The sequence below is a fragment of the Collinsella sp. AM44-11 genome (genome assembly GCF_003467145.1).
GTDB lineage: Bacteria > Actinomycetota > Coriobacteriia > Coriobacteriales > Coriobacteriaceae > Collinsella.
Genome location: NZ_QSFE01000014.1, coordinates 1 through 13,067 on the forward strand (window position 1 = coordinate 1; position 13,067 = coordinate 13,067).

At 62.4% G+C, this 13,067-nt stretch carries 10 protein-coding genes; 1 reads left to right on the forward strand and 9 read right to left on the reverse strand.

All coding sequences use genetic code 11. The annotated features are described in order from the left end of the window. Positions 1-104 precede the first annotated feature (104 nt). Both DW943_RS08570 and DW943_RS08575 read right to left on the reverse strand, forming a co-directional pair. A complete protein-coding gene (locus tag DW943_RS08570) occupies positions 105-1,079 on the reverse strand; it encodes a nucleoside hydrolase (protein WP_117564514.1) in 975 nt (324 codons plus the stop codon). Between the two features lie 4 nt (positions 1,080-1,083). Then, positions 1,084-2,079 (reverse strand): ribokinase, encoded by a 996-nt coding sequence (locus DW943_RS08575; RefSeq protein WP_117735886.1) that lies wholly within the window; start codon positions 2,077-2,079, stop codon positions 1,084-1,086. A 187-nt stretch (positions 2,080-2,266) separates the two neighbouring features. On the opposite strand from DW943_RS08575, the gene DW943_RS08580 reads away from it, so the two are divergent. Beyond that, on the forward strand, positions 2,267-4,483 hold the full coding sequence (locus tag DW943_RS08580) for an acyltransferase family protein (RefSeq protein WP_117817884.1): 2,217 nt from the start codon (positions 2,267-2,269) through the stop codon (positions 4,481-4,483). A gap of 111 nt (positions 4,484-4,594) precedes the next feature. On the opposite strand, the gene DW943_RS08585 is transcribed toward DW943_RS08580, so the two are convergent. The 7 genes from DW943_RS08585 to DW943_RS08615 all read right to left on the reverse strand — a co-directional run bounded on the left by DW943_RS08585 (position 4,595) and on the right by DW943_RS08615 (position 13,019). Next, on the reverse strand, positions 4,595-5,791 hold the full coding sequence (locus tag DW943_RS08585; RefSeq protein WP_099432833.1) for an Nramp family divalent metal transporter: 1,197 nt from the start codon (positions 5,789-5,791) through the stop codon (positions 4,595-4,597). 74 nt (positions 5,792-5,865) lie between these two features. Next, entirely contained in the window at positions 5,866-7,710 is a 1,845-nt protein-coding gene (locus DW943_RS08590) for a magnesium transporter (protein ID WP_117735884.1), read from the reverse strand. Between the two features lie 317 nt (positions 7,711-8,027). Then, on the reverse strand, positions 8,028-9,434 hold the full coding sequence (locus DW943_RS08595) for a polysaccharide deacetylase family protein (protein WP_233543637.1): 1,407 nt from the start codon (positions 9,432-9,434) through the stop codon (positions 8,028-8,030). A 72-nt stretch (positions 9,435-9,506) separates the two neighbouring features. Further along, entirely contained in the window at positions 9,507-10,262 is a 756-nt protein-coding gene (locus tag DW943_RS08600; RefSeq protein WP_117634575.1) for a PRC-barrel domain containing protein, read from the reverse strand. After that, positions 10,262-10,651, reverse strand: a complete 390-nt coding sequence (locus DW943_RS08605) for a YtxH domain-containing protein (protein ID WP_117778776.1) — start codon at positions 10,649-10,651, stop codon at positions 10,262-10,264. Before DW943_RS08605 ends, DW943_RS08600 begins: the two co-directional genes overlap by 1 nt. Positions 10,652-10,787: 136 nt before the next feature. Continuing rightward, on the reverse strand, positions 10,788-11,621 hold the full coding sequence (locus tag DW943_RS10705) for a hypothetical protein (protein WP_233543638.1): 834 nt from the start codon (positions 11,619-11,621) through the stop codon (positions 10,788-10,790). A 24-nt stretch (positions 11,622-11,645) separates the two neighbouring features. Further along, positions 11,646-13,019 (reverse strand): hemolysin family protein, encoded by a 1,374-nt coding sequence (locus tag DW943_RS08615; RefSeq protein ID WP_117862768.1) that lies wholly within the window; start codon positions 13,017-13,019, stop codon positions 11,646-11,648. Positions 13,020-13,067: the final 48 nt, after the last annotated feature.

Genomic DNA, 13,067 nt, shown 5'->3' on the forward strand with positions numbered 1-13,067 from the left:
TATTTGCTCAATGTGTTCGGCTGAGATCGGAAATCAACCATTTGCTCGGTAGCTAAAAAAGCCCCGTCCCAAATTGACTACTTGGGGCGGGGCGTGAAAAACATTTAGCCCAGGACGCGGGCCATACGCGCCTTGAACTCGGACAGGAAGCGTGGGGCGTCCACGGTGAGCGCCACGAGCGCGCTCTTATCTGGATCGGACAGACGGTGCTCGTCGCAGATGGTGCGGCCGCGATACTCGCCCAGCAGGTCGACACGAAGATTGCAGCCGAGCGCACCCACGAGTGTGGGATCAATCGCCACGGCAACCGCCAGCGGATCGTGCAGCGCGCAGCCGCCCAGGTAGGGCGCGTTCATTTCGTACGAACCGATATAGTGCTCGACCATGCTCGCAAACGCGCAGCCAGCCATAGTGCCCGAGCCCGTCCAGCCGGCAACGTCGCGACGTGTGAGCACCACGCGGTGCGTCACATCCAAGCCCACCATGGTGAGCTTGCGGCCCGAGCGCAACACGGCGTCGGCAGCCTCGGGGTCGCCCGCCATGTTGGCCTCGGCGCCCGCACTCACGTTGCCGGGCACGGTAAGCGCACCGCCCATCACGACCACGCGGCCGATGGACATCATCGCCGCCGCATCGCGCTCCAGGGCAAGCGCCAGATTGGTGAGCGGGCCGGTCGCAACGTAGACCAGATCGGGACCATAGGTACGCGCGGCATCAATCAGGTAATCGACCGCCGCATTGCCATCGGCCGACGTCGCGCCCACTGGCTCGTACGGCGAGGCGGGCACGCTTGCGCCGCCAATACCGTTCTTGCCGTGGATAAGCGTGGTGGACGCCGGCGGCGTGTAGGGTTCGGTCGCCTTCATGGGACGATCGGCGCCCAGGTACACCGGCACCTCGGGACGACCCAACAGGTCGAGCACCGCCAAGCAGTTGTGCGCCGACTGCTCGACGCGCACGTTACCAAAGCACGTGGTGATGCCGACGAGCTCCACCTCGGGGCTTGCGATGGCATAGGCGAGCGCCATCGCATCATCCACACCCATATCCAGATCAAGGATCAGCTTCTTGGTTGCCATTGTTCTACTCCGCTTCTCCGTCTACATCCAAACCGTCTAAACCAAACTTGTGCTCGACTTCCGTACGCGTGGGAATTGATTGCTGAGCGCCCAGGCGCGACACCGTCACCGCCGAGGCGCGAGCGCCCGCCGCCATGCACTCAAAGAGCGGCAGGCCCTCCAGACGAGCTGCAGCAAGCGCGCCAATAAATGTATCGCCCGCGGCCGTCGTATCGACCACCACGCTCGAAAGCGCCGGCATGCGCAGCGGCTCACCGCCATCGCCGAGCGTAACCGAGCCGGCGCCGCCCAGCGTGATGACCGCAGCCCCGGCGCCCTTATCGAGCAGCGCATTGAGCGCGGCGACGCAGCTCGCATCATCTGTGGGCAGAATGCCCGTCAGCACCTGGCACTCGGTCTCGTTGGGGCAGACCAGGTCGACCGCAGGCCACGCTCCTGCCGGCAGGTCGCAGGCGGGCGCCGGGTTAAAGATCGTATAGAACCCCAGCTCGTGAGCGCAAGAAAGCGCCGCGGCCGTTGCTGCAAGGTCACATTCGCCCTGGGCAATAAAGACGCTTCCGGCAGCCGGGGCAATCTCGCTGGCATCGCCGTCGAGCTCGTCGGCCACCAAGCGCCTCAGTGCGCGGGCAACGTCCTCGCCCGCAAGCGCATGGTTAGCGCCCGGCGACAGCACGATGCGGTTGTCGCTCTCACAGCGAATGATAGTCGCGGTACCGGTCTCCACGTCATCGCGACGCGCCACAAACTCAACGCCCACGCCGGCATCCTGGAGCCCTGCCACAAGCGCATCGCCAAAGGTATCGCGCCCAACAGCGCCAATCATGCACGTGCGCGCACCCATGCGCGCAGCGGCAACGGCCTGATTGGCTCCCTTACCGCCGGCGTTGGTGATAAAACCGCTGCCACCGACGGTCTCGCCCGCGCGCGGCATGCGCTCGCACGCCACCGAAAGGTCCATGTTCATGCTGCCGAACACCGCAACGATGCTGTGATCCGCCATGGAAACCTCCTCGTCTTCAGGCTTTGCGCCCACCGTCGACCAACGATTGTGCACTCTCGCACCCCCTATAACTTTAGTCCACTTTGATGTGGACGCGCGCTTGAGCTTGCGCCAGCAGCAAGCATTCACAGGGGCAGGCAGCTACAATGAATACGTGCTGATTATTCTCGTCATTGGATGATGTTTTATGGAACAATTCTCGCAATCGGGCTCGCGCGGTCGACGCCGCACGGGCAACGAGCCGGCGCCGCACGAACGCGTGAAGGGCGAGCGCCGTGCCAACGAGCCGCGACGCACCGCGAGCCCCCATCGCGCTTCTGCCAACAACGCGGGCCGCGCCAACACTCCCGCCGCGGAGCAGACGCCTGCTCGCCCCAAGTCCCGCTACATCCCTGCGCTCGACGGTCTGCGCACGCTTGCCGTCGTCGCGGTGGTGCTCTATCACCTCAACCTCACGTGGGCTCAGGGCGGCCTGCTTGGCGTCACGATCTTCTTTGTGCTTTCGGGCTATCTGATCACGCGCTTGCTGCTCAACGAAGTCGCTAAGACCGGCCGTATCGACCTTAAGAGCTTCTGGATTCGCCGCATCCGTCGCCTGGTCCCCGCCGTGGTAACGGTAGTGTTCGTGACCTGCGCGCTGTGCACCATCTTTAACCACGTGATGCTCACCAAGATGCGCCCTGACATCCTGCCGTCGCTGCTGTTCTTCAACAACTGGTGGCAGATTGCCCAAAACGTCTCGTACTTCAATGCCCTGGGCGATCCCTCGCCGCTTACGCACTTTTGGTCGCTCGCCATCGAGGAACAGTTCTACCTGGTTTGGCCCCCGCTGCTGCTCGCTATGGTATCCATGCACATGAGCAAGCCCAACACGCGCCGCATGGTTCTGGGACTGGCTGCTGTCTCCGCCATCGCCATGATGGTGCTCTATAACCCCGCCGCCGACCCCAGCCGCGTGTACTACGGCACCGACACCCGCGTCTTCTCGCTGCTGCTGGGCGCCTGGATGGCCTTTATCCCCGATCGCGACCTGGCGCCGGTGTGTCTCGCTCATCGTTTGGGGCTCAATCGCCTGGCTGGCGCCGCCAAGCACGGCAAGAACGCCGAAAGCAAGCATGACGCTACGACCGACGGCGCAGCCGAGACCGTCCCGGCACAGCCGAGCGCCCTCGTGCGCTTTTGGTCCTCGCCCGCATCCATCGATGTGTTGGGCGTCGTGGGTCTGGTTGGCCTTGCCGCCATGGTCGCGCTCACCAACGGCTACACCGCGTTCCAGTATCGCGGCGGCACGCTGTTATGCTCCATCCTCACGCTCATGGTCATCGCGGCCTGCGTGCAGCCCCAGGGAATGGTTGCCCGCGCGCTGTCCGCCGAGCCGCTCGTGTGGGTTGGCAAGCGCTCGTACAGCATCTACCTGTGGCACTATCCGCTACTGTTGCTCATGAACCCGGTCGCCAACATCAACGATACGCCGTGGTGGCAGTACATTTTGCAGGTGTTGTTGGTGGTCGCCGTAGCCGAATGCTCATATCGCTTTATCGAGACGCCGTTTAGAAAGGGTGCCTTTGGGCGCACCGTATCCGAATTCCGCGACGGCACCACCACGCCCGCCAACTGGGTGCGCGCGCATATTCCCGTGTGCGCCACTTGCGGGATTGTGCTTGTTATCGCGCTGGGCGGCCTGATTTTTGTGCCGGAGACCTCCGCACTGAGCGGTGAGGGCGCCGAAGTCCTCAACAAGGAAGCCAAAAACACCGCGCCCACCGACCAGCAGGCGGCCGACGGCACCGACAAGGACAACGACGGCTTCCCCGACGGATCCTACGACCTGCTGATGATCGGTGACTCCGTGTCGCTGCGCGCCGTTGATTCCTTTGACGGCGTGTTCCCCCACAGTCACATCGATGCCGAAAAGGGCCGCCAGTTTGATGCGGGCCGCGCGACATTTGAGGGCTATCTCCAACAGAACCTTGCCGGCAAGATCGTGGTCTTTGCACTGGGCACCAACGGCTTGGTAACCGACGACCAGATCGACGCCATCATGACCGATGCAGGAGATAAGCGTATTGTGGTGTTTGTGAACACGCGCAGCCCGCAGCCGTGGGTTGGCTCTACCAACCAGGCCATCGCCAACGCTGCTACGCGCTACAAGAACGTGCGCGTTATCGACTGGTACGGATACAGTGCCAATCGCAACGACCTGTTCGATGGCGATGGCACGCACCTGTCGACCACTGGCGTGACTGAGTACCTCAACTTGATCCACGATGCAGTCAAGAAGGACCTGCCCGTGCATCCCGAGGATCACGTCAACGATCCGCAGCCGGCGGCCGTCAAGTCTGCCACCGACGCGCTCGTCAATGCGCTCGCTCTCAAGCCGCACAAGCTGGGCACCGACAAGTAACCTGCAGCAAACAACCCAAAATCACTCTTTTAGAGTCGGCCCCAAGAGGTCGCGGGCAAAAAAACAGGCCGCAGCCCATGGCGGCGGCCTGTTTGGAGTCCAAAAGAGGCGCTAAGCGCTGTAACCCATCGCCTGCAGGACAAACATGACGACCGTGAGCACCGTAATCACGGCGATAGTCGCCCACGTGAGCACATTCCACACGCGGCCGTTGCGGTTGGCACCCATAATGTGACGGTCGGCGGCGATAACCACCTGGAACACCAGAACCACGGGCAGTAGCACGCCATTGATGACCTGCGAGGTCATCATAATCTGGAACAAATCGACGCCGGGCATAAGCACCAGCACGGCAGAGATACCGATGATGGCCGTAATGATGCCGCGATAGACCGGGGCCTCGTCCCAGCTGCGGTCGGCACCGCGCTCCCAGCCAAATGCCTCGCAGATAGCGCTCGACGTAACGCCCGGCAGCACGCAGGCAGCCAAGAAGCTCGCCGCGACCAGGCCCGAGGCAAACAGTACCGTGGACCACTGACCCGCAATAGGCTCCAGCGCGCGGGCAGCATCGGCAGCATCGCTAATCTGAATACCCGCCGGGAACAATACCGTGCCGGTCGTGATGATAATGAAGCCGGCAATGACATCGGCAGCAAGCGAGCCGCTCACGGTATCAATACGCTGCAGCACGATGTCGTCCTCGCCCGCGTTCTTATCGACCACGTTGTTCTGCGCCAAGAAAATCATCCACGGTGCGATGGTGGTACCGATCGTTGCGACCACGAGCGACACGTAGCTGGGGTCGTTTTGAATATTGGGGACGACCAAGTCGACCGCGACCTCGCCCCAGTTGGGGCCGGCCATAAACGCGGCGACGATGTAGGTCACGAACACGCAGCTTACCAGCAGCAAAATCTTCTCGATGCGCTGGAAACTACCCGACATGGTAAGCATCCATACCAGCAGCGCCACCAACGGCACCGAGATGCTCGCCGGCACGCCAAAGAGAGCAAGACCGCTGGCGATGCCCGCAAACTCCGAAATGGTCACAGCCGTGTTGGCGATCAACAGCGCCGCCATAGCAAGTACACTCTTGCGCACGCCAAAGCGCTCGCGAATGAGCGATGCCAGGCCCTTGCCCGTCACGCAGCCGCAACGCGCCGCGGTCTCCTGCGTCACGATGAGCAGCACAGTCATGACGGGAAGCATCCAGAGCATCTTGTAGCCATAGCTGGCGCCCGCACTGGAATACGTTGCAATGCCGCCGGCGTCATTGCCCGAAAGCGCCGCCAGCAGACCGGGACCCATAGCGCCAAAGATGGCCGCGATGGTCAGCTTTTGCTTGGTGCCCGACTTTTGCTTGGTATTTTGCACGCGACCACCTAACCCATGACCGACATGGCGAGCAGCACCGCGGCGATGCAATACGCCACACACGAGATCATGACGGCAATGACGTTCATGGCGGTGCCCGACGTGTTGAGGTCATGCTCGTCACGCCAGAACAGCACCATCAGGTAAATCACGGCACTCATGTTGCCAACCAGGCAAATGATGGCAGCGATATTAAAGCACCCGGTAAAGAGTTGCTCCTCAAACATGGGCGCATCGGGGAACGCAGCGGTGCGCACCAGCTGGGCGCACAGGTAGGTCACGAGCGACAGAATCAGGCCCATGCCCGTGCTCTGGAAGAAGAACCCCAGATACGGCTTGGGCTCGTCGTCGTGACCGTCATACTCCAGGAAGTAGTTCTTGACGAACGACACCATGCGCGAGGCCGCCAGCAGCACGAGCGGCATGGCGCACATGGGGAACACCACCAGATGCGCGGAGCCGAGCGCCGTTCCCAGCACGGTCGCCATGATGCACGATGCGATGCCCCATACAACAACCCAGTACTGGCGATGCACGAACCAGCTGAGCACGTTCGTCGAGTCGTCGGACGCGCTGTCACCCGAGCCGACACCGGCGATCTGCAGGTCCTCCTGATGCTCCTCGGCGATAACGTCCATGGCGTCGTCGAAGGTCACGATGCCCAGGATGTGGCGGTTCTCGTCGCAGACGGGGATAGCGACCAGGTCGTACTTGGTCATCTCGTCCGTCACGTCTTCCTGGTCCTCGTCGGGCGACACATAGACCAGGTCGCGATAGGCCAACTGACCCAGCGTGGCGTCGCGGTCGGCTACGATCAGCGTGCGCAGCGAAAGCACGCCGGTCAGCATGCCACTCGGATCCTCGGTATAGACGTAATAGACGCTCTCGAAGTCCTCGTCGAGCTCGCGAATCGCCTCGATGGCGTCACCGACCGTTGCCGTAGCGGGCAGGGAGACAAACTCCGAGGTCATAATGCGGCCGGCGGTGTTGTCCTCATACCCCAGCAGGTTACGAATCGCCTTCTCCTCCTTGACGCCCATCAGGCGCAGGAGCTTCTCGGCCTTCTCGTAATCAAGCTCGTCGATCAGGTCGGCAGCGTCGTCCGGGTCCATCATGGCCAGCATCGACGATGCGTCGGTGTCGGACAGGCCCTCGAGCATCTCGGTCATAAGCTCGTCGTCATCGAACTCCGAGATGGCCTCGGCGGCCTGGGCAGTATCGAGCTGCGCAAACACCTGCGCACGCAGGCGCGGGTCGAGCTGCTCGATAATGTCGGCGATGTCGGCAGGGTGCAGCTCGCCGAGCGTCTTGTGCGACACCGAGAGTTGGATGTTTTTAGTCGAGCGGTCGAGCAGGTCCATGTAGGACCAAGCGATGATGTCCTCGCTGAGCGGCTTGCCCAGGTGCTTCATAAAGCCCTCGACGACGTGCTCGAGTGCGGGGCTGATCGCGCGCAGCAGACCGCGGGCACCGACCTCGGCACCCAACAGGCGCAGCTGGTTTTCGCCCGACATGGAAAACTTGATGTCGTTGACGCGCACGACCTTCATGCCCTGCGTGTCGACGATCTGCTTATTGAGCACGTCGCGCGCCAGCAGGAGCTCGGTCGGCTGCAGGTACGAGAAGCGAATATTGGTGGCAGACGTGTTGAGATACACGCCCGTCTCGTCGATACGGTCGACCCATTTGCGCCAGCTGATCATAAACGGCGTCTTGCCGGGGCCGCGGAACGCGAGCGACGTCACGTGCGGAAAAACTTCGCCGGTAGCAATACCAAAATCGTTGACCACGCCGAGCTTTTCGCCGTCGACGTCCAAGACCGGCAATTTGAGCATCTCACTCAGATAATTCAATGGTGCTCCCCATCATTATTCCTCCGGACGCGGCCGCGCGTGCGGCGTCCGGAGGCTTCTGGATATGTATACGCATGCGCGGGCGGCACGCCGCTCGACGCTTACACCCCGTGCATGCGCAAAAAGCACCTGCATGGGGTCATCGACTGTATGGTCGAGGTTTGGATTTCACCTGTAACCTTTCTCTTGACCCTTATTATCCGCAGTAACTATAGCATCAGCATCGCGCTGCGGCAGCGAGTTTATGCGCTGCACATTGCAGGCATACCTAACGCTAACGCATCCGTGACATAGTCATTAGGGACGTTCTTAAGCGACTATTCCGTGGTGTCGTCATTTTCGGCGAGCTGGGGCAACACGGCGTTTTTGGGCATGGTGACCTTCGTCAGCGAGGTGAGCTTTTTGCTCAGCGACGTGTCCGTCTTGACCAGGTCGCTAAGCGTCACGATCTTGTAGCCGTCGGCGACAAGACCGTCGATAATCTGCGGCAGTGCCTCAAGCGTCTGCTCGGCGCATTCGTCTCTATCGGTGAGCAGCACGATATTGCCCGGCGTCACCGAATCGAGCACCGTTGAGACCTGCTCGTCGGCACCGTTGAGCAGCCAGTCGCCCGAATCAATATTCCACGAGACCACGGCGGAGACCAGGTCCATCGCATCAATCCAGTTTTGCTCGTCAAAGGCAGCGTAGGGAGCACGCAGCAGCATCGTCTTCACGCCGGTCGCCGACTTAATCGCATCGGTGCCTTTCGCGATCTGCTCGCGTACCGCCTCACGGTCCTGACCCTTGAGCGAATCGTCGCTGTAGCTGTTGGATCCGATCTCGCACCCGGCATCGACAATCGCCTTGGCCGTGGCGGACGAGGCCTCGACCGCATCGCCCGACAGGAAGAACGTCGCGGTGACGCCTTTCTCCTTGAGCACCTGCAAGATCTGCTTGGTCGCGCCACTCGGGCCCTCGTCAAACGTCAGCGCAACGTACTTTTCGTTACCCTTGGGCGCCACGCTGGCGCACGCAACGACGCAATCGGTGGCGGGCACAACCTCGCCGCGGTCCTGCGTCTTACCCGATTGCTCGCCGACCCACACCTCCGAGCGGCCCTGAACGCCCCACGTCTGCACATACTCGATAGCACCCGTGCCCTCGACCTTGAGCTTGGGCTCGATAACCGTAGCCTGAACCTCATGCTTCTCGTAGGTGTTACGGCCATCCTTGACCGTCACCTTCTCGCCACCCTCAAGTTCGCGGCTATCCCATTTGCCCTGTTTTATGCGCTTGCCGTCCACCTTAACCGACAGCTTTTCGCCGCCATGGCGCTTGAGCACGCTGTCATCGACGGCCAGCAGGTCGCCTGCGTCGTAGGTGTCAGTCAACTCCTGGTCGTCGATGAGATTCTGCAGCGTAGAGCCCACGCGCACCGCGGTCTTCTCGCCGTTGAGCTCCACGTCCACGCTGCGGTTGACGTAGCCCACGACGGCAGCGATAAACAGTACGAGTGCGCAACCCACGGCGATGAGCGCATAGGGCAGACGGGACGGTCGGCGCGGCGAGCGCCCGTTGCCGATGCGCGCGCTGCGGTCGCTAAACCCGCGGCTATGGTTGAGGTACATCGCGCCGGGCTTACGGCGGCGACGGCGCTGACCGCTGGGCAGCTGCCCCAGGTCGCGGCGCGCCGTCGGACGCGCACCCGAACGCCCGTTTAAGTTGGATCCGTTTTGGCGCATGTGCCCTCCCCCATAAACACAGCAAGCCGGAGCAACAGGTCTCCGGCTTGCCTCCCATCATTTGGTACGTCGCTATTTTGTAGCTTTTGACGAGCCTCCGCTCGCCTTTTGATATTCGTCCTTAAAGGCCTTGAACATACCGCGCGTCTTGCCGAGCTGCTTGCCCAGTGCGCGGCTGCCCTTGTCCACGGCAACCGATCCCTTGTCATCGAGCACCTTGGCGCCCTTTTTGACCTTGTCGCCCACCACGACACTGGCCTCGGCAGCCTTGGCGGCCGCGCCGCCCGAATACCCGAGCGCCTTGACCTCGTCCGAGACAATCATCGCGCCGTTCTCGTAGCCGCGCAGCATCGTCGGCGGCACCTGCGTGTCACCAACCAAAACACTCGAAGCAGCACCAGCAGTCACATAGAATGCCTGCACGATGCCCGAGCGCGGCTTGAACTCAACGTCCGAGCAGTAGCCCACGACATCGCCCGATTCCGTGCGCACGTCCATGCCAACCCAGATGATGCAATCGTCCAGGTTGATATCGAGGCGCTTGGCCGCGGCGGCATCGTACGTGTCCTTAACGTCATCGACCGCAATGGCGCCCTCGTAGACACCAATGGCGTCGAGCGCTACGAATCGGTCGGGACGCTCGATCATGCCCGCGATATCGGACTGGCGGACCATAAAGCCGACCACACGCGTACCGCCCGGGGTAAAGACCGGAAAGTGAATCTTTCCGAGCTTTTTAGGGCTGCGCGGCGTGCCGTCCTTTTTGGTGCGCTTGTCCTCGGTAGGCTTGCGATAGATCTTGGCGCCGACAAAATCCCCGGCGCGCATTATGCCTCGGTCGAGGGCTCCGCAGCCTCGGCATCAGCCTCGACGGCGTTCTCGACCACGACGTCGGCGGCAGGCGTCACGTTGCCACCCGAAATGGCGTCGTTGAGCTGCTCGCGCAGCTGGTCCATGCGCTCGCGGGCCAGGTCGACCTTGGCACGCAGGTCGTCGGTCTTGGCGTCGACCATCGGGCCAAAGTCATTCACCGCGGCACGGGCCTCCTCGGCGCTGTGCTCGTAGGTGTCGCGCATATTGTCCCAGGCGTCGTTGGCGATATCGGCAGCCATGGCGCGGGTCTCGGCGCCCGAGCGCGGGGCCAGAGCAACACCGATAATAGCGCCGGCAGCGGCACCAAAAAGTGCGCCGGAGACAAAGCTGAAAGTCTTACCCATGATCATTCCTCTCCTGCGGGCACGTCGGTGCCCACCGTTTGAATGCTGTCCATTATACCCGCAGCGCATCACTTGCCGCTCCGCTCATCTGCGTACGGCAAAGGCGCAGGTACGTGATGGTGATAAACGCGTAGGCCTACTCCTGAGGCATAGCCGGCATGGCCACCGTGGCACCCGGGTCCTCGCCGGCGCCGTCCACGAGCGGCAGGCCGCCCTCATGCGCAGGTCCCGCCGGAACCGTCGCCGCACCGCCAAAGACGGCAGCGGAGGCCTCGTGGCTCTCGGCAACCGCGCCCTCGGTATCAATCGCCACCTGGGGCTCGTCGTCAAAATTGGGGACGCCCTGGGGCTCGGTGGGAACGGGCTCGGCGGTCGCATCGGCAACGGGCTCGGCGTCGACCGGCACATCGCCCTCGTCAGCGCCCTCGTCCTCGACAGCATCTTCGTCGTTCGCAGCAGCGACGGCCTCGTGAGGATCTTTGCCCTCGGCCTCGGCGCGCATGCCCAGCACCAGGTTGCGCAGGCCCGCGACCGTACCGTCCACATCGGGAGCCGGCTGGTCGGCGTGCAGGTACGCCCAGTCCATCATAAAGGTGGCCGACGACAGCGCGCCGATGGCCAACGCATCGTCGGGGCACGAAAGCTCAACCTCAAAGACACGCTCGTCGTGCTCGCTCACGCGAGTGCGGCCGCACGAAATGCTGCCAGCGAGACCGGTCTCGTTCATGAGCTCGACCGTCACATGCTCAAGCAGATGGCAGAGCTCGGTCTGACCCATGCAGTCCTGGAACTCGCGGCCGGAATCGCCCAGGCACAGGTGCTTGGCAATCGCGGGCACCAGGTAGTACACGCGCGCCGTGGCCTCGATGTCCTCCGAGGTCATGAGCGGCATGCCGGGGTTCACCAGCACATGCGCGCAGATCTTGTCCTCACTGACGGTGACCTTAAGGATGTTGAACAGGCCTGCCATAACTCTCCCCTACTCTTCCTTGTCCTACTCGTCGCCATCGTGCGGGTCCACAGAGCCCGCACCCGACGCCGCCGGCTCGTTTACCGAAGACTCGGAATCCTTCTTATCGGTTTCGGCCGGAGCGATCACGCGAATGAGCGAGATGCGCTGGCCACGCATCGACTGCACTTTAAACTTGTACCCCGCGACCTCAAACACCTCTCCGATGTCGGGCACCGAGTCGCAAAGCTCCAAGATCCAGCCGGCGATGGTTTCATAATCATCGCTTTCCTCGAGCGGCCAACCAAGCTCAATCGCGTCATCGCACGAAAAACGCCCATCAACGAGCCACTCGCGGCGCGAAAGGCGCGTGAGATACTTGTTGTCGGGGTCGAACTCGTCCTCGATCTCGCCGACGATCTCCTCGACGATATCTTCGATGGTGATGATGCCGGCCGTGCCGCCGTACTCGTCCACGACGACCACGATCTGGTCGTGCGAGGTCTGCATCTCGGACAGCAGCGGCAGGATGTCCTTGGTATCGGGCACAAAGGTGGCGTCGCGCAAAAAGTCGGCAATGGGCTGGTCGCCCTTGCCGTCGAGCGCGGGCTGGATCAGGTCCTTGATGTGCGCGATGCCCGCGACATTGTCGGGGTCCTCGTGATAGACGGGGATGCGGCTGAAGCCGGTCTGGCGCATGGTGGACAGCACGTCGGCGACTGTCTCGTCGTCCTCGCACATGGTGGTGTCCACGCGCGGCACCATGACCTCGCGAGCCACGGTGTCGCCCAGGTCAAAGATCTCGTGGATCATGCGCTTTTCCTCGTCGAGCAGGTCGTCCTGCTCCGAGACCATGTACTTGATCTCTTCCTCCGAGACGTTCTGGCGGTCATCGGCGCTCTTGATGCGCAGGATGCGGGCCAGGCCGTCGGAGCAGGCACCGGTCAGCCACACGAGCGGGCGGGCGATCTTTTGGAACACGGAGAGCGGCCCCACGACCTGTTTGGATACGCCCTCGGCGTTGGCCAGACCAATGCGCTTGGGGACGAGCTCGCCGATCACGATGGACACGAAGGCGACCGCGACGGTGATGATGACCGGCGCCAGGCCGCGCGCGATGGCGGAGAGCGGCGCGATGCCAAAGCTCATGAGCCACGTGGCGAGCGGGTCGGACAGGCTCGTCGAGGCAACGGCGGACGAGGCGAAGCCCACGAGCGTGATGGCGACCTGGATGGTGGCGAGCAGCTGGTCGGAGTCGGCAGCCAGCTTAATGGCACGCTCGGCGCGCTTGTCGCCTTCCTCGGCCTCATGCTCCAGCACGGCGCGCTTGGCCGTGGTGAGCGCCATCTCGGACATAGAGAAGTAGCCGTTGATGAGGGTCAAAACGAGGGTGGTGATAAGGGAGATGGTTATGTCCATCGGGAGTTTCTCGAACCTCCAAGATTCGGGACGTTGGGTAGTAAGCGT